General features: G+C 65.9%; 21 protein-coding genes and 1 tRNA gene. 12 read left to right on the forward strand and 10 right to left on the reverse strand.

The window, feature by feature from the left end:
- Positions 1-17 precede the first annotated feature (17 nt).
- The 8 genes from rfbA to dcd form a co-directional block, all read right to left on the reverse strand.
- Positions 18-881: a glucose-1-phosphate thymidylyltransferase RfbA gene (gene rfbA, locus ABQF30_RS28045; RefSeq protein WP_448470033.1), complete on the reverse strand. Its 864-nt coding sequence runs from the start codon at positions 879-881 to the stop codon at positions 18-20.
- Positions 881-1,249: a nuclear transport factor 2 family protein gene (locus tag ABQF30_RS28050; protein ID WP_448470035.1), complete on the reverse strand. Its 369-nt coding sequence runs from the start codon at positions 1,247-1,249 to the stop codon at positions 881-883. Before ABQF30_RS28050 ends, rfbA begins: the two co-directional genes overlap by 1 nt.
- An 18-nt stretch (positions 1,250-1,267) precedes the next feature.
- A complete protein-coding gene (locus ABQF30_RS28055) occupies positions 1,268-2,020 on the reverse strand; it encodes a maleylpyruvate isomerase family mycothiol-dependent enzyme (protein ID WP_448470037.1) in 753 nt (250 codons plus the stop codon).
- A 1-nt stretch (position 2,021) separates the two neighbouring features.
- A complete protein-coding gene (locus ABQF30_RS28060; protein ID WP_448470039.1) occupies positions 2,022-3,341 on the reverse strand; it encodes a cytochrome P450 in 1,320 nt (439 codons plus the stop codon).
- Between the two features lie 38 nt (positions 3,342-3,379).
- A complete protein-coding gene (locus ABQF30_RS28065; protein WP_448470041.1) occupies positions 3,380-4,714 on the reverse strand; it encodes a UDP-glucose dehydrogenase family protein in 1,335 nt (444 codons plus the stop codon).
- Between the two features lie 338 nt (positions 4,715-5,052).
- A complete protein-coding gene (locus ABQF30_RS28070; RefSeq protein ID WP_448470043.1) occupies positions 5,053-6,690 on the reverse strand; it encodes a DUF7159 family protein in 1,638 nt (545 codons plus the stop codon).
- A gap of 220 nt (positions 6,691-6,910) precedes the next feature.
- Complete coding sequence (locus ABQF30_RS28075; RefSeq protein WP_448470045.1) at positions 6,911-8,239, reverse strand: ammonium transporter; 1,329 nt, start codon at positions 8,237-8,239, stop codon at positions 6,911-6,913.
- A 301-nt stretch (positions 8,240-8,540) separates the two neighbouring features.
- On the reverse strand, positions 8,541-9,110 hold the full coding sequence (dcd, locus tag ABQF30_RS28080) for a dCTP deaminase (RefSeq protein ID WP_448470047.1): 570 nt from the start codon (positions 9,108-9,110) through the stop codon (positions 8,541-8,543).
- Between the two features lie 47 nt (positions 9,111-9,157).
- Between dcd and ABQF30_RS28085 the strand changes: the two genes are divergently transcribed.
- Positions 9,158-9,231: transfer RNA gene (locus tag ABQF30_RS28085), tRNA-Gly, on the forward strand.
- An 82-nt stretch (positions 9,232-9,313) separates the two neighbouring features.
- Here the strand turns inward: ABQF30_RS28085 and ABQF30_RS28090 are convergent.
- Positions 9,314-10,483: a tyrosine-type recombinase/integrase gene (locus ABQF30_RS28090; RefSeq protein WP_448470049.1), complete on the reverse strand. Its 1,170-nt coding sequence runs from the start codon at positions 10,481-10,483 to the stop codon at positions 9,314-9,316.
- The gene (locus ABQF30_RS28095) at positions 10,476-11,060 is read right to left on the reverse strand and encodes a helix-turn-helix domain-containing protein (protein ID WP_448470051.1); all 585 of its coding nucleotides are present in this window, start codon (positions 11,058-11,060) and stop codon (positions 10,476-10,478) included. The genes ABQF30_RS28090 and ABQF30_RS28095 overlap by 8 nt, the downstream gene beginning before the upstream one ends.
- 118 nt (positions 11,061-11,178) lie before the next feature.
- Between ABQF30_RS28095 and ABQF30_RS28100 the strand changes: the two genes are divergently transcribed.
- The 11 genes from ABQF30_RS28100 to ABQF30_RS28150 all read left to right on the forward strand — a co-directional run bounded on the left by ABQF30_RS28100 (position 11,179) and on the right by ABQF30_RS28150 (position 17,091).
- Positions 11,179-11,346: a hypothetical protein gene (locus ABQF30_RS28100; RefSeq protein WP_448470053.1), complete on the forward strand. Its 168-nt coding sequence runs from the start codon at positions 11,179-11,181 to the stop codon at positions 11,344-11,346.
- Complete coding sequence (locus ABQF30_RS28105; protein ID WP_448470055.1) at positions 11,347-11,616, forward strand: hypothetical protein; 270 nt, start codon at positions 11,347-11,349, stop codon at positions 11,614-11,616.
- Positions 11,613-11,909: a hypothetical protein gene (locus ABQF30_RS28110; protein WP_448470057.1), complete on the forward strand. Its 297-nt coding sequence runs from the start codon at positions 11,613-11,615 to the stop codon at positions 11,907-11,909. Before ABQF30_RS28105 ends, ABQF30_RS28110 begins: the two co-directional genes overlap by 4 nt.
- A complete protein-coding gene (locus ABQF30_RS28115; protein ID WP_448470059.1) occupies positions 11,906-12,184 on the forward strand; it encodes a hypothetical protein in 279 nt (92 codons plus the stop codon). The genes ABQF30_RS28110 and ABQF30_RS28115 overlap by 4 nt, the downstream gene beginning before the upstream one ends.
- Positions 12,184-12,357, forward strand: coding sequence for a DUF6011 domain-containing protein (locus tag ABQF30_RS28120; protein WP_448470061.1), 174 nt, complete (start codon positions 12,184-12,186; stop codon positions 12,355-12,357). Before ABQF30_RS28115 ends, ABQF30_RS28120 begins: the two co-directional genes overlap by 1 nt.
- A complete protein-coding gene (locus ABQF30_RS28125) occupies positions 12,350-13,084 on the forward strand; it encodes a bifunctional DNA primase/polymerase (RefSeq protein WP_448470063.1) in 735 nt (244 codons plus the stop codon). The genes ABQF30_RS28120 and ABQF30_RS28125 overlap by 8 nt, the downstream gene beginning before the upstream one ends.
- Positions 13,081-14,847, forward strand: a complete 1,767-nt coding sequence (locus ABQF30_RS28130) for a hypothetical protein (RefSeq protein ID WP_448470065.1) — start codon at positions 13,081-13,083, stop codon at positions 14,845-14,847. The genes ABQF30_RS28125 and ABQF30_RS28130 overlap by 4 nt, the downstream gene beginning before the upstream one ends.
- Positions 14,848-15,136: 289 nt before the next feature.
- Positions 15,137-15,343 carry a hypothetical protein gene (locus ABQF30_RS28135; protein ID WP_448470067.1) on the forward strand — a complete coding sequence of 69 codons (207 nt, stop codon included), beginning with the start codon at positions 15,137-15,139 and terminating at the stop codon, positions 15,341-15,343.
- Entirely contained in the window at positions 15,340-15,636 is a 297-nt protein-coding gene (locus ABQF30_RS28140; protein WP_448470069.1) for a hypothetical protein, read from the forward strand. Before ABQF30_RS28135 ends, ABQF30_RS28140 begins: the two co-directional genes overlap by 4 nt.
- Positions 15,629-16,093, forward strand: a complete 465-nt coding sequence (locus ABQF30_RS28145; protein WP_448470071.1) for a hypothetical protein — start codon at positions 15,629-15,631, stop codon at positions 16,091-16,093. Before ABQF30_RS28140 ends, ABQF30_RS28145 begins: the two co-directional genes overlap by 8 nt.
- Before the next feature lie 149 nt (positions 16,094-16,242).
- A complete protein-coding gene (locus ABQF30_RS28150) occupies positions 16,243-17,091 on the forward strand; it encodes a phage major capsid protein (protein WP_448470072.1) in 849 nt (282 codons plus the stop codon).
- The last annotated feature ends 106 nt before the right edge of the window (positions 17,092-17,197 follow it).

Below are 17,197 nucleotides of genomic sequence, written 5' to 3' on the forward strand. Positions count from 1 at the left end.
CGGAACAGGTTGCGGCGTCAGCGCTCCAGCAATTCCAGCAAGTAAGCGCCATAACCAGATTTGAGCAGCGTGTGCGCCCGCGCGGCCAACTGGTCATCGTCGATGAAGCCGACGCGCCAGGCGACCTCCTCGGGCACGCTGATCTTCAGGCCCTGCCGACGTTCGATGGTGCGGACGTAGTCGCTGGCGTCGAGTAGCGAGTCGAATGTGCCGGTGTCCAGCCATGCCGTGCCGCGGGCCAGTACCTCGACCGTCAGCCTGCCCTGGTTGAGGTAGGCCTGGTTGATCTCGGTGATCTCGTATTCGCCGCGGGCCGACGGGCGCAATCCGCGGGCTATTTCGACGACGTCGTTGTCGTAGAAGTACAGCCCGGGAACCGCGTAGTGCGATTTCGGTGTCGCGGGCTTCTCCTCCAGGGACAACGCGGTGCCGTCGGCGGCGAACTCCACCACCCCGTAGGCTGACGGATCGGCCACCCGGTACGCGAAAATCGCTCCGCCAGTGACGTTGTGGAAGCGGCGCAGGCTGGTGCCGAGGCCCGGGCCGTAGAAGATGTTGTCGCCCAGCACCAATGCCACCTTGCCGGGCCCGATGTGGTCGGCGCCGATGACGAAGGCCTGGGCGAGTCCATTGGGTTGGTCCTGGACGGCGTAGCTGAGGTTGACGCCGAAATCCGAACCGTCGCCGAGGAGCCGGTGGAATGCCGGTGCATCGTCGGGGGTCGTGATCACCTGGATGTCGCGGATGCCCGCCATCATCAGGGTGGACAGCGGGTAGTAGATCATCGGCTTGTCGTACACGGGCAGCAGTTGCTTGCTGATACCCATGGTGATCGGGTACAGCCTCGTGCCCGACCCGCCGGCCAGAATGATGCCTCGCATCAGCCGGTGAGGTCCTGTTCGGTCAGGTCGGTCGCGGCCAGCGCAGACGCCAGGCTCTCGTGGCGGAACACCGAGGTGACGTGATCGTGCACCACCCGGAACGCCGATGCGCCCGTCGTGGTGCCGCCGTCGGGCGTGGTGACCGTCTGCTCCACGACGACGACGCCGTCGTGCACATACATCCGTCCGGGCGCCGCGGTGGCGTCCACGGATTCGGCCCAGGCCCGCAGTGCCTCATGGCCCTGTGCGGCGCCGGCCGCGTCACCCACCTCGATGTCGTCGCTGGACAGCGCGACCAGGGTGTCGAAGTCCTTCTCGTTCAGCGCGTCGTGCCAGGCCAGAACCGTCGCGATCTCCGATGTGGTCATGAACGAAACGTACGCCACTCAGAACGGTGTCCGGGCGACCCAGGCATCCCAGATCGCGGTGTCACCGAACAACTCCAGGCCGAGATCGGCCGCGGTGCCGCGCCCGGTGGTCAGCAGCAGCAGGTCTTTGGCCGGTCCGCGGACAGCGGCACCACCCTTACCGTGATCGTGCGACCACCACACCCCGTCTTCGTCGTTGACCACCGTCCACTCCCCCGCCGGCCCGAGGCCGTCGTCGGTGGCGTGCAGGTGCACGCTCTGCCCGGGGTCCAGAGGGACGCGATGGTACTTCTTGGCCTCGACACACACCCGCTCGAGCCACTCGCTGATCGCGTCGGATGCCAGTTCCGCCGGCAGGTCATAGTCGGCGCCCAGCGCCATTGCGGCGTCGGCCCGGTGTACTGCCACCTCGTGCACGCGGCGGCGGATCCACCAGCCCGCGGGACGTGGACCGAGGAACGTCCACACCCGGGCGTCGGTGCCGACCTGATCGACGGCGGTGAGGACCAGCGCGGCGCCAGCGTTGAGCCATTCGAGCGCGGCCGCGGGGTCCTCGGGCGGTTTACCGTCGCGCACGTCCCGCGGGTCCAGCTCGGTAACCCGCCGATCGGCGATTATCTGTGCGGCCCAACGGTTTCCCCGGCCGACATGACGGAACAGTTGCTTGAACGTCCAGTCCGGGCACGTCGGGACGGGAGTGTCGGGATCGCCTGCGGCGGTCAGCTCCCCGAAGGCCCGGGTCTGGTCGAGCAGGGCGGCTCGGAAATCCACATCATGAACCTACCGCCGCACGCGCGTTCCCGAGCGCGATCGGCAGAGTCGACCAGCCACGCAGCACCCGAGTGTCGCGACGCGCCCCGCCGCCGGCCAGCCGCGCGTCGGGATAGCGCTCGAAGAACGCGCGCAGCCCCACCTCCCCCTCGGCGCGGGCCAGTGCCGCGCCCAGGCAGAAGTGCCGACCACCGGAAAACGACAGATGCCGTCCGGCGTTGACGCGTTCGATGTCGAAGCGGTGCGGATCGGCGAACACCTTGGCGTCACGGTTGGCGCCGGCCAGGTGGATCACGATCAATTCGCCTTGTTGCACCGGCATTCCGGCCACCTCGGTGTCGTGGGCGGCGACGCGGGCGCTCAACTGCACCGGCGAGTCGAGTCGCAGGATCTCCTCGACGGCGCCTGCCCACAACTCGGGGCGGGCGGCCAGGGTGTCGAGATGCTCGGGGTGATCCAGCAGCATCCGGATGCCGTTGCCCAGCAGGTTCACGGTGGTCTCGAATCCGGCCGCCAACACCAGTCCGGCAAGGGCTTTCATCTCCCGCTCGGTCAACGGTTCCCCGGCTTCGCCGTTGTCGGACGCGGTGATGATCTGGCTCATCAGGTCGTCACCCGGGTTGCGGCGCAGCTGGCGCAGATGCCCGGTCAGCCAGCTGTCGAACCCGGCAATGCCCTCGTTGACCTGCTGAAATTGGGCCCAGGACAGGCCGATGTCGAGGCTGGGCGCACCGAGTTCGCCGAAATGCAGGATGTTGGGCCGATCCGCCTCGGGTACGCCGAGGATGTCGCCGATGACCGCGACGGGCAGTTTCGAGCAGTAGCGGTCGACGACATCGACGGTGTCGCTGCCGGGGGCACCGAGGCCGTCGAGAAGTTCGACGGCGGTTTCCTCTACCCGGTCCCGTAGGCGTTTGACCGCACGCGTGGTGAACACCGAGGACACCAGTTTGCGCATGCGGGTGTGTTCGGGCGGTTCGATGGACAGCAGGGACGGCGGCTCGATCGGGTGCAGCAGCCCGGAGTCGGTTTTGGCGATGACCCAGCGCAGCGGCTTGGGCAGGTTCGAGCCCAGCGAGCTGACGTGGAAATCCTCGGACCGCAGCAGGTCGTTGGCCACGGCGTGGTCGAAGGTCAGCAGCACCGCGCGGCAGCGGATCACCGGGCCGCGGCCCCGCAATTCGTCGGCGAACGAGGCCGGATCAGCCCGCACCAACGGGTCGGCGATGAGTCTGGCCTGAGGGTCCCCCTTGCGCATTCCCATCGTGGACAAACCACGAACCACCCCGTGCAGGGCCAGCCAACGGATCCGTTCCCGCATGGCCCGAGCCTACGACCGGGCAGGCTGTTCTACAACTGTCAAACAGTGGTTTTGGCGCCGCGGCCTAATGCGTACGCCCGCCACCCCGCCTGCTGCCAACGCTCGACGTCCAGGCAGTTGCGGCCATCCACAACAACTTTGGCGCGCACGGTGCCGGCCAGCGCGGCAGGGTCGAGTTCGACGAACTCCGCCCACTCAGTGAGAACCAGGACGGCATCGGCGCGTTCACAGGCCTCGAGGACCGAGGTCGAATAGTTCAGCGTCGGGAACACCCGCTGAGAATTCTCCATCGCCTTGGGGTCGTAGACGTTGACCGTGGCCCCGTTGAGTTGCAGCATGCCCGCGACGTTGAGTGCCGGTGAATCCCGCACATCGTCGGATTCGGGTTTGAACGCCGCACCGAGCACGGCGATGTTGGCACCCAGCAGCGATCCCCCGCAGGCCCTGGTGGTCAACTCCACCATGGCGGTGCGTCGGCGCATGTTGATGCTGTCGACTTCCCGCAGGAACGTCAGCGCGTGGTTGGCGCCGAGTTCACCGGCGCGGGCCATGAACGCCCGGATGTCCTTGGGCAGGCAGCCGCCGCCGAATCCCAGGCCGGCGTTGAGGAACCGACGCCCGATGCGCGGGTCGTAGCCCAACGCGTCGGCCAGCAGCGTGACGTCGGCGTCGGCTGCTTCACACACCTCCGAGATCGCGTTGATGAACGAGATCTTGGTCGCCAGAAACGCGTTCGCCGAGACCTTGACCAGCTCAGCGGTCTGCAGGTCAGTCACCAGGAACGGGATGTCCTCGGCGAGCAGCGGGGCGTACAGCTCGCGGATCGCCGCCTCGGCGCGCGTTGAATCCTTCTGCACCCCAATCACAATGCGGTCCGGATGCAATGTGTCGTGCACCGCGAAACCTTCGCGGAGGAACTCCGGGTTCCACGCCACCTCGACGTCGACGTCCGCAGGGGCCAGGCGGCGGGCACGCTCGGCCAGTTCGGCGGCGGTACCGACCGGGACGGTCGACTTGCCGACGATTACCGCGGACCGGCGCAGCTGCGGCACCAGGGCGTCGATGACGGCATGCACGTGACGCAGGTCGGCGCCGTACTCGCCCTTCTTCTGCGGCGTGCCGACACCGAGGAAGTGAACGTCGGCGAAATCGGCCGCCTCGTCGTAGTCGGTGGTGAACCGCAGCCGGCCGGCGGAAAGGTTGTCGTTCAACACCTTGCGCAGGCCGGGCTCGTAGAACGGGATGTCCCCGGAGGCCAGCTTGGCCACCTTGCCGGGGTCGATGTCGACCCCGATGACCTCGTGGCCGAGTTCGGCCATCCCCGCCGCATGTGTCGCGCCCAGATACCCAGTGCCGAAAACGGTGCATCGCATACTGCCTCTATAGGCAGCCCCGATGAGCTAGCCGCTACGCGACACTGAGCGGCAGACCAACGTCAGATGACGGTTGGTGGCGGGTATCGCCTAACTACTCCGCGAAATCAACGCAACGGTTGTATCCGTCGCGGGCGGCCAACCATTTCGTTGATCTCGTTACAGGGTGCGTCTAGTTAGGGGTCCGTCAGTGATGTCATGAGCGCGACACTGCGGCGAACATGCAGCCTTCTGCGGCGTTTCAGGCAATTTTGCAACCAAAGGCTGCACACTCGGCACAGCAAGCCACCAGGCATCCCCACTCCCCAGTCGGGATAGGGATACTTGTCAGAACGCGTCTAGTGTCCGCCGCCGAACGGGAACGGCCACATGCCGCCACCGTCGCCGCGCGAGCCGCCACCGTCACGGCCGGACCCACCCGAACCGCCGCCCGGATTCCAGCCACCGTCACGCCCGGAACCGGATCCACCGGGATTCCAGCCACCCGAGCCGCTACCAGACCCGGAGCCTGGACCCCAGTCGTCGGAGTCATGGGAGCCGGAACCACCCGAACCCGGGTAAGGCCAGTCCGGTTCCTGATGCGACGGCGGCTGCCACGGAGACTCGGGCTCGTCGTAATGCGGCGGGCGCTGCGGCTGCCACGGCTCGGGCTGCCACGGCGGCCGGAAGATCGACGGAACCCGTGGCACCACGACAACCGGCGGACGGTAACCCGGCGGCTGGTAGATCGGCGCAGGCGCAGGCAGCACCGGGGCCGGAGCGATTGGCGCCGGAGGCGGTGGCGGGGCCGCGGGAGGAGGTGCGGGCGCCGGGGCCTGGGGCTGCTGCTCGACATAAACCGTGCGCGGCGGCGGAGCCTGCGGGGCTTCCTGCACTACTGGCACCGGGGCCTTGATGGTCTCGGGCGGAGGCGCCGGCGGTGGGGCCTGCGGCACCGGCGGTGGGGCCTCCGGGACCGGGGCCCGCGGCGGAGCAAGGGCCGGCGCACTCGGGATCACGGCGCCCTGCGCGGGCGCGGGCCGCTCATCGACCGTCGGCCGGATGCTCACCGCGAGCGAAATAACCAGTGCCACAACGCCAACCACGAACACAGACGTCAATGCGCTACCGACAAGCAGGAACGGTTTGCGTTCTTCGTCAACCCTGGCCTCCTCGAAGGCCGCGTGGCTCAGGTCGTCGACCAAGTCGTCACCGACCGGAGCCATCTGGGTGGCCAGACCGGCCAGCCCGGCGTAGGCACTGCCGGCTGTGGTGCCGTCGGGATCCTGTGAGTACGCCAGCCCGACGGTGGTCGCCTCGAATGCGGGCGCATTGGCCGAGGCCAGCGCTGCGCCGCGGGTCAGGGCCAGCTCCGGTTCGTCCGGGGCGCTGACGGGCATCGACACGAGATTTTCCAGGTGAGCCTTGACCGAGCTGACGTCCACGCCGGAACCGACGACGAACATGCCCTGCGGCGCGGAGTCCTGCGCATCGACAGCGGCGACCATCTCGGTCAGTACTGCCATCGCGTCCGTGCTGTGCAGACTGCGGTCCAGCACCTTGACGACCGAACCGTCGTCGGTCTGTACGACCGACAATGTCGCGGTGTCGCGGTCGATGAACAGCAGCGCGGTCGTGTCATATCCGACCGCACGCCCGACGGCCTGCGCGAGTGCCGCGGCGGCGTGGCTCTCCGAGACCAGCATGACGTTCTCGATGCCGTGCGCGGTCAGGGCGTCGCGCAGCGCGGCCGCGTCCGTGTGATCACTCCACGCGACACCGATCGACTTCAGATGATGCCCGCCCGCCTCGGCGCTTTCCTGGGTTCCGAGCACAGCCGCAACCACCTGGTCGGCTGCATTCATGGTTGCCGAATCGGCGTCTGCGGTGACGTCGAAGGCGTCGTGATCGACCGTGACGCCGTCGGCTTTCTCCCCCTCGACCAGCACCATGCGGACCGTCGTAGGTGTCATCGACACACCCAATACGATGTCCACCAAGTCCTCCAAAGTGTTTGCTACGCTGCCTAAGTCGTCATTGCGCACACATTCCGCACGAGCCGACAACTAGAACCTTCATCGGCGCAAACAGCTCGAGCGTTACATCCGAGCGCATTAGCTGAAGCGCTGAAGGTTTTGTCGGACCGCGACGGCACGGTGCCCGCCGACGCCGGTACTTAGACCTTACTCGGGAAGACGACAAACAGCGCCGGCCGGTTCATCCCGGTTGGTCATCTTCGACTGATTCCGGCCGTTGTTGCGTCAGCGGCCCCAGCGCCCCGCCGAACGGGCCCGGGCGGCGGGGCGGCGAGTGCCCGTGCACACCCTCGGCGTAGGCGGTCTCGGCGTGCTGGGTGAAGTCGACGCCGGTGGTCTCGTCCTCCGGGCTGACCCGGAAGCCCATGAACCGGTCGATCGCCTTGGCCAGTAGGTAGGACATGGTGAAGGCGTAGACGGCGACGGCGATCGCGCCCAGCAGCTGCTTGCCGAGCTGCGCGAGCCCACCCCCGTAGAACAGGCCCTCGGGCCCGGCCGTCATCACCTCGGTGGCAAGGAACCCGATCAGCAGCACGCCGACCACCCCGCCGACGAAGTGCACGCCGACCACATCGAGGGAGTCGTCGTAGCCCCAGCGGAACTTCAAGCCGATCGCGAACGAACACACCACACCTGCGGCCAACCCGACGACAACCGCGCCCAGGGTGTTGACGGTTCCGCACGACGGCGTGATCGCGACCAGGCCGGCCACCACGCCCGATGCGGCGCCGAACGTCGTCGGCTTGCCGTCCCGGATCTGTTCGACGGTCAGCCAGCCGAGCATGCCCAGGCAGCCGGCGACGAGAGTATTGAGGAAGATCGCCGCGGCGGTACCGTTGGCGGCCAGAGCCGAGCCGGCGTTGAAGCCGAACCAGCCGAACCACAGCAGGCCCACACCCAGCAGCACGAACGGCAGGTTGTGCGGGCGCATGGCGTCCTTCTTGAACCCGATGCGCGGGCCGAGCACCAGGGCTAGCGCCAGCGCGGAGGATCCGGAGACGATCTCGACGACGAGGCCGCCGGCGTAGTCGAGGACGCCCAGTTCGAACAGCCAACCGCCGGGCCCCCACACCCAGTGCGCGACGACGGCGTAGACCGCGATCGCCCACGCCGGGACGAACACCATCCATGCCGCGAACTTGGCGCGGTCGGCGATGGCCCCGCTGACCAGTGCGGCGGTGATGATGGCGAAGGACAGCTGGAACGTCGCGAAAAGCAGTTCAGGGACCGCGCCACGAGCTGTGGTCGGATCGATGCCGAGCATGCCGACGTGGCTGAGGTTTCCGATCAGGCCGCCGCCGGCGTCCTCGGAGAAGGCCAGGGTGTATCCGACCAGCAGCCACGCGACCGTGACGAGCGGGATCGAGATGAAGCTCATCATGATCATGTTGAGCACACCGGTGGTGCGGACCATGCCGCCGTAGAAGATGGCCAAGCCGGGGGTCATGAGCAGGACGAGCGCAGTGCTGGCGAGCAGCCAGGCCGTGGCGGCAGGATCGATCTCTTGCAACTCGGTCTCCTTCGGTCCCGACGAGAATGTCGGTCCCGCGTTTCAACCGCGCGGCAAGTGTGTTTCCGAATTGTTTCGTGTTGCGTGGGGGTTACCGAAAGTTCACCGTGTGTGGCTGCGGGCTTCTCTCGCCGAGCGTGCGAGTCTGCTGCCCGACACGCCGTGATTCGCCGGCAGTTTGCGCACGCTCACGGGCTCCCAGGGGACTTCTCGGGCACGCTTCGGGGGCATATATGTGGTCTGGAAAAGCGGTACCGCATGCAGTACCACCCTTGGCGCCGCCTTTGGTGTTCGGCGGGAGTCAGGACTTGAGGAAGTTCAGGTGCGAGCGCGAGGGGGTCGGGCCCCGCTGGCCCTGGTATTTGGAGCCGACCTTGGCGCTGCCGTAGGGGTGCTCGGCCGGGCTGGTCAGCCGCAGCAGGCACAGTTGGCCGATCTTCATGCCCGGCCATAGTGTGATCGGCAGATTGGCCACATTCGACAGCTCCAGCGTGATGTGGCCATTGAAGCCAGGGTCGATGAACCCGGCCGTCGAGTGCGTCAACAAACCGAGACGGCCCAGCGACGACTTGCCCTCCAACCGGCCGGCCAGATCGTCGGGCAGCGTGCACAGTTCCAGCGTCGAGCCGAGCACGAACTCACCGGGGTGCAACACGAACGGCTCGCCCGGCGTGGGCTCGACCAGGCTGGTCAACTCGTCCTGCTGAATCGACGGGTCGATGTGGGTGTACCGGGTGTTGTTGAAGACCCGGAACAGGCTGTCGAGGCGGACATCCACACTCGACGGTTGCACCAGAGCGTCGTCGAAGGGCTCAATGGCCAGGCGTTTCGCAGCGATCTCGGCCCGGATGTCACGATCTGAGAGCAGCACCCGACGAGCGTATCGGCTGGGTGGTGCTAACCTCTCTGCCACACACCGCCGATGTAGTTCAATGGCAGAACATCAGCTTCCCAAGCTGAATACGCGGGTTCGATTCCCGTCATCGGCTCCAAACATGCAGGTCAGCGACTTGCAGAGGTTAGCCAGCAAATTTGAATCGGCGGAATCCCGTATTTTCCCCGTAAATTCGATCCTCAGATCCCGTTGCTGGCCCATTTGTCCAGCACGGCTCGGGTATCCGGCCCCGACGTGACTCTCTGCACGTAGTGCCCCTCGGTGGTTGCGAGCTGGGCGTGTCCAAGCTGATGCTGTGCGGCCTCGACGCCAAGCCCATCCCTGACAACGGTTCCCGTGGTGCGTCGAAAGCTGTGCGGTGAAACCCACCGGAGGTGTTCGTGAGGGGCGAGCGCTTCCCGCAGCGACGATCGGATATTCGACAAGCTCACCAGGCCGCCGTCCCTGTTCTTCAGCACCGTGCCATCTGGTCCCGTCACCCCGTACAGGTCGGTGAGCACCTGGACCCCGAAGGCGGGCAACGTCACCGTGTGAGCCGGCGCGCCGCCCTTGCGTTCGTCCTGCCGGTGCAGAGGTTTTCCGGCCACTCTCCCACTGTCGACAACCGTGCCGTTGACCGTGACCGTTGGAATGTCCGCGAGGAGGTCAACCTCTGGCCATTGGATCGCCAGCACCTCCCCCGGCCGCACCCCGGTAGCCGCGAGCAGTTCGACAAAGGCAGGCAGCATCCGACCGCGACGAGGCCCCGGAGCCTTACGCGCACAGAACACTTCGACCGCACGCCGCACCTCCTCGAACTCCATCGCCGTGAGCGCCCGCGCGGGCTTGCGCTCGGTCTTGGCCGTCTTGGTTTCGCGCATCGGGTTGTGTTTCACGACGTCGAATCTGGCGGCCAGGCCGTACATGCCCACCAGGATGATTCGCATGTAAATTGCGGCCGACGACGGCAACGCTTTCAGGTGGCCATCGGCGCGGCTGGTTGTGAGCTCCGAGATCCGCAGTGCGCCGAGTTGCCGTTCACCGTGCAGTCGCCACGTGTCCCGGTACAGGGTGGCTGTCCGCTCCCCGATCCGGTCCTCTGCAACCTTGGCCGGCATCCACGCCTCAAACAGTTCGGAAAGTGTTGTGCGCCGGGTGATTACGCCGGTCGGTTCCCCCGCTTCAAGCTCAGCGGCGATCCGGCGCTTGAGTTCGCGGCGGGCATCCTCGGCTGACTTGCGTGACGACGCTTCACGCTCTCGCAACTTGCCGCTGTGCAGACGTACATAGGTTGTGGCGTAAAAGATTCCGCCACTCTCCCGCTCGGCAATCTTCCCGTGCTCACCGGGTGCGAGCCGCTGTCTAGGCATTCTCGGGCTCCTCTTCTTTCACGACGCCACCCAACGAGCGCATCTGCTGATCAAGCGCCCGAATCTGGTCGGCGAGATTGCCCAACGTCTCAAGATGTTCCTGTTCCTCCCGATCGCCGGCCGACTGGCGCTTAAGCAGCGAGATTCCGATATCCAGACTTCGCTCGATGCGACGACGTTCACGCGCCGAGTGCACCAACGCGGACATACCGCTTACGGGTGGCAACTCCACTTCACCGCAGAACCAGCGCATCGCCTCGATAGAGGGCACAGGGTCACCGACGGGCACGACGTTCACCAGTCCGTCTGGAAGGTCCGGAAACACCAGCCCAACCGGCGGCACGTCCAGCGCCGCCGCTATCGCGATCAGCTCGGCGAGATCCAGCTTCCCGGCGCGCGAATTGCTTTCGATCTTTGAGATCGCGACGCGGCTGATGGGATAGCCCAGTTCGTGGCACCTTCGCGATAGGTCAACCGCTGTCCACTCGCGGCGCTTCCGAGCGCGCCGTATCGCGTCACCGACCCTGGCGGCCAATTCGGTCTGCCATGCCTTCGCTTCGGGATCAATGTTCGGCATTGCGACATTGTCGCACAGATGCGCTTGCGTTCAGGAGCAACCGCGCTATGCTCTGATATGCAGTCACCGTACGTAGAAGGTGGCGCATTTTGGAGCAACATGCGAAAGGAGGCTCAAAGTGAACGACTGGAAGGCAACAAGCGAGAAGCTCGGCGGCATAAGCAGGACGCTCGTGTTTGCGCTCTGGGCATCGGGCGAGCTGGCGAGCGTGAAGGTCCGCAAGCTGAGGTTCAGCACTGATAAGCAGATCGCTGAGTACATCAGCCGGCTCGAAGGTGCGGCGTAGATGAACACACCGCCGGGCGGTGCCCGGACCACCAGCACCACCCGGCGTTTCGATCCCGCTGGCACCGAAGACGGAAGTTGGATCGCCCCCCATGTGAGCCAGCAGGCCCGCGATCACCTTGACGATCTCGGCCTGGTCGATGACGACGCGACCGAAAACCTGCGCGCAAACAGATCGGCCCCCGTAACCCCGGTGAGCCAACACCGGGCGGGGACCGATCAGAACCACCCCACCAGTCACCACAACCGCGAAGGAGTTCTAAAGCCATGAAACCACAGATCGACCCCAAGCCGTACCCGGTCAACTCGACCTACTACCCGTGCTGCCGCGGGATCGGTGGGCACACCCAGGACTGCCCACCTGCCCGCCTTGATGACGCCGTAAACCGGGTCGATCTTATCCGCGCCGACGTCAACAAGGTGCTGCGCGAACTGCCGGTCGATGCGCCGCTGTTCGCAGTCACTGACGTGGTGGTCGCGTTGAACCATTTGCGCCAGTCCGCCATTGCGCTCGACCGCGCCAATGACGCCCTCGAAGCCGATGTAGCGGAGGCGAACCGATGAAGACCACCTCCATGGCGTTCGAGGAGATCGTCGCCAGTTTCGATGACACGTTGCGCTGCCGTGGCCACAGGCCATGTCGACGGCCCGCACGCTGGCTGATCGTATTCCACGACTGCGGAGAGTGGCCGGTGTGCACACAGTGCCGCAACCTTTGGCGGCACGATGTCGAACTGGACTCCGAGCTCGACGTACTCGACTTCGGAGACATCTGGTGTGGGTGTTGCTACCGCCGGTTCAAGACGGTCGAGGCGTACACGAAGGCGCGACCGCTGTGATGAAAGGTCACGACGTGGAGACCCGCACCCTCACCGGTGCGGGTTCTCCCGCGTTCGATTCCGACGCCATGCGTATCGCGGTGCGCTGCAACCACTGCGGGCACTGGCTCACCGATCCCATCTCGGTTGCACTCGGCGTCGGCCCCCGCTGCCGAGGAGCCGCAGATGGATAGCCCGCTCGATCTGATGCTTGCACATGGATTCTCGGTGATCCCGCTCGACGGGAAGCTCCCGCGCACCAAGCACGGTGTTCAGGACGCCTCTCGCGACCCGAAGGTGATCGCCGGCTGGCAGCGGCGCTGGCCTGGATGCAACTGGGGCGTAACCCAACCCGGCGTAATCGCCCTCGACGTCGACCCGCGGCACGGCGGCAGCGTTAAGGCCCTCAAGTTGCGGCCCGAGGACAAGACGCTGTGCGTGCAGACTGGCGCTGGCGGATGGCATGTGTACTACCGGGTGTCAGGTCCCGTACGTGGCAAGGTCCAAGGCGTTCCCGGGATCGACGTGAAGGCTGGCGGCACCGGTTATCTCGTCGCACCGGGAAGCATCCACCCGGTCACCGGGAAGCCCTACCGCTTGCACCTCGACGCCCCTATCGCCCAGTGCCCCGAACACATCTGGGCACTGATCGCACAACCCACTTTCACGCCGCCCGGTGCGCCTGACCGATCTAAATCATCAGAAGGTCGAGATCGTTGGGACGGACTGGTCCGAGCGGTGCAGGACGCTCAGGAGGGCAATCGCAACGGCACCTTGTTCTGGGCCGTAGCCCGAGCCGCTGCAGACCAGGCACCGGCCACCGTTTACTCCGCCCTCGCGACAGCCGCACACGACATCGGCCTGTGCGCGAGCGAGATCCAGCAGACCATCCAGAGCGCCCAACGGAAGGCAGCATCTTGAACGACGACGAATTCTGGTCGGCCACCGACCAACTCAAACTGATCTACCAGTGGGCACGCGCGCGATACGCCGCACCGAAGGGCGTCCTTGGCTCCACGATGCTGCGCGTCGCGGCATCCACCGAACCCTGCTTGCAGCTGCCCGGTGTTATCGGTGGTCCCGCCAGCCTGAACATGGCCGTGGTCCTGGTGTCGAAGTCCGGTGGCGGCAAGGGCATCTGCGACAAGGTTGGAGCGCAGGCGTGGCCGGCGTCGGTCATCGAACGCCCGATCGGCTCCGGTGAAGGCATCGCCGCGACGTTCATCCCACCCAAGAAGGAAGGCGCCACGCCGGTCACGCGGGCGATCCTGTCGGTTCCCGAGATCGACACCTTGGCGGGTATGGCTGCCCGGCAAGGCAACATTCTGTTGGCACAGTTGAAGTCCGCTCTCATGGGCGAGCTGCTCGGGCAGTCCAATGCATCCGAGGCTACGACGCGGATCGTGCAGGCCCACACCTACCGGTGCTGCCTGTCCATCGGTGCGCAGCCCGGTCACACCGGCGTGCTGTTCAACGACACCACCGGTGGGACTCCACAGCGCATGATCTGGCTGCCCACCACTGACCCGGACATGCCCGCCGATCAGTTCCCAGATCCCGCGCCGCTCAACGTGGATCTGCCGGCGTGGGCGCGCGGCGGCGGAGTGATCACCTACGGGCCAGACAAGATCCGCGAGACGATCATCGCGGCCCACCTTGCCCGCCAGCGAGGTGAAGGTGATTCCCTCGACGGTCACGCCCTCCTGACCCGCTGCAAGGTGGCCGCGGTGCTCGCGATCATGCACCACCGGTCCGTCGTCTCCGACCTCCACTGGCAACTGTCCGAGGCGATCATGCAATGGTCGAACTCCACCCGCGACTGGATTCTCGATCAGGCCAAGCAGGCCGCCCGGGCTAAGGTCCGCGAGCGGGCGATCGCGCGGGCAGTCGGGGATGAGGTCTATGACACACGACTCCTCGAGGGGGTGAAGGGCAGCATCCTGCGGACCCTCGAGCGCGACGGGGAGCAGGCCGGCAACGTCCTGCGGAGCCGCATGGGCAAGAGAGACCGACGCGACATGTTCGATCAGGCAATCGCTTTGCTGGAACACGAGAGACGGGTTGCCTCCATCGCCGTGGATCGCGGCTCGCGATATCGGTTAGCGGAAGTTCAGGGTGAACCGCCGGTTCAGGGTGCATCTCAGCAGGTCAGTAAGGGTGAACCGAAAGTTCAGGGTGAACCGCAAGCCACGGTTACCGATCTGGATTCCCGCAGGTCGCACGATTCCGAGCCTCCGAAGGTGTCGGCGCGGCAGTGGTTCGACAACCACATCACCGAACTCCGCGAGGTTGGTCAAACTACCGCCGAATCGTTTGCTGTGTACGAAGCAGGACAAGCCGCCGGCTACAAGCAGCAGAGCTTACGGACGGCCGCAAGCGGCAACCCTGACGTGAAGGTCATAGCCCGCAACGGCCGAGGGGCCACGTGGGATATCACCGGCACCCACCAACGCGCGTACCGCTCAGCCGCGGAATGGACCGCCGCATACCTCGATGCGATCAGCAAAGAGGGGACCGAGATCGTCGACAAGGACGCGTTCCGTCACGCGGCCAGCGCTGCCGGCTACTCGTGGACCGCTGCCCGCCATGCCGCCACCGAATCTGGGCGCATTGAATCCGCCCCCGGTGCTGGATCCGAAACCGTCTGGCGACTCATGTCCGACGCCGACGAGGACGCATCGTGAGCGGCGACCAGCTTGCCCGCCTGCTCGCCGCCGTCCAAGCCGCCCCAGCGCTACCCGGTGCCAGGTGCCGCGGCAAGTGGCATCTGTTCGATGAGCGCAGCCACGACGAGACGGCCGAGATCGCAGAGCAACGACACCTGCAGGCCCTCGGATTGTGCCGACTATGCCCAGCGTTGGCGTCGTGCAACGAATGGTTCGACTCACTACCTAGATCGAAACGACCCGCCGGCGTCGTCGCCGGACACGCCCCCCAATCACGGCCCCCAGGCCGAACCAGGAAGGAACCCGCGTGAACATCCAATTTCTACGAGTCCTCGGCACCCGGTCCCGCACACCCACGGTGCTCGCCATCGCCGACGAACACCCGGTGCGCTGGACCCCGAACGCCGGATGGTCTTGCACTTGCGACGAACTCACCTATCCCACATGTCCACACATTCCCGCGGTCGAGGCACTCCTGGACCCGAGGGTCATCGAGAAGGGACCTACCCCATGACCGAACCCCATCCCGCCATCCCTGACGGGATACTCCCCGAAGCAACCGATCTGCGCCGCGCCGCCGCCATCCTGCTACACGCGGACCCAGTGACGTTCAACCTAACCGGAGTCGCCGAAGTCATCGCCGAAGTCAAACTCACCGACCGGCGGATCATCGAACTGATCACCGGCATGGCCGTCCTGGCCTACCAGACACCCGACCTCGGCACCGAGGAAGGGCAACGCGCGCTACGCAACTCGTGGGCGCACTACAAAACCATCGAACAACAACGGAAGGGACACGATGACTGAGCAAGTGGCCGAACACAATCCCGACGACGACGTAACACCCGACGCGGAGGATACCGAGCAGAGCTCCGATGTCGTTGACGACGACAGCCAGGCCGACGAGTCACCCAACCAGGAAGCCGCGAAGTATCGGAAACGGTTGCGGGAAACCGAAGCCGAACGCGACCAACTCGCCGAACGGGTCGAAGCGCTGCAACGCCAGCAGATCGACGCCCAAGTGCTCGCTGCCGGGGTGAAACCGGCGGCACTGTGGAAGACAGCCGAACTGACCGAGCTGCTCGCCGAGGACGGCACCGTTTCAGCAGATCTGGTGGCCGCGGCGATCGCCACTGCCCGCGACGAACTCGGTATCCAACCCATCGGCAAGGGCGCCCATGTGCCATCTGTGGGAAATAAGCCCGATGCGTCACCCAAGCCCGACGACGCATGGACCGAAGCATTCCGGCCGTCGCGCAAGTAGAATCAACGGTGTCGGCTAGATGAGGCCCTGGTGGCCAGCTAGCCGGCACTGTTCCCCCGGTGGGGGTCTACGGCACAGCCCAGGTGGCAGCCGCAGCGAATCCTATTCATTCGTCGCGGCTTTCGTGTTGCCGCAGAAAAGAGACTCCAATGGCTTTCACCGCCAAAACCCCCACCAGCGCCTACTCGTGGCGCCCCGACATCACCGTCTTCCACGCCGACGACGTCATCCCCGAGGCCCTGATCCTCCAGTGCTCCAACGTGGCCGGCGCCGTCGAAGGCGACGCCCCCAGCGTGCGCGTCGCCTACGTCGACGACGACGAAGCCACGTTCGTCGCCGAATCTGCGACCATCCCCGAGGCAGAACCGGACCTCGCCGAATGTGTCGTATTCACCGGCAAGATCAGCCAGCTCATCCGCGTATCCCGCGAGCAGTACAACCAGGACGGCACCGCCGACCAACTCGCCAAGAGCGTGGCCAGAGCCCTGGTCAAAAAGGCCGACGTGGCGTTCCTCAACCACCCCGCCCCCGTCTTGCCGGCCACCAACCCGGCCGCCGGTCTACTCAACATCACCGGCATCGTCGCCGGCGGCGCAGTCGGCGGCAGCCTCGACGTGCTGGTGGATCTGGTGGCCCAACTCCAGGCCAATGGCGGCACGCCGAGCCACATCGTCGTGGACCCGATCGGATGGGGCGAACTCCGCAAGCTGAAGTACGGCACCGGCAGCAATCAGAGCCTGCTCGGTGCGGGCACCAGCGACGCCGAACCGATGCTGCTCAGCCTGCCCGTGCTCGTCAACGTCGGCATGCCCAGCCTGTCCGGTGTGGTCGTCGACAAGATGGCCGCCGTGTCCGCAGTCGGCCCCGTCATGGTGGCCACGTCGGCAGACGCCTATTTCTCGACTGACGACATTGGCCTACGCGCGACGTGGAGGATCGGCCAGAACATCGTCCGACCCGACCGCGTCGGATCGTTCACCATCACACCCGCCGCATAGCCGCAGGACTGTGCTGACGTGTCGGGTCTACCTTTCCACCGGGACACGTCAGCACTGGTCGGGCACCGGGATGTTGAAGGCGTCCCGGTGCCCGACCACCCCCCGG

It is taken from the genome of Mycolicibacterium sp. XJ870 (genome assembly GCF_053483975.1).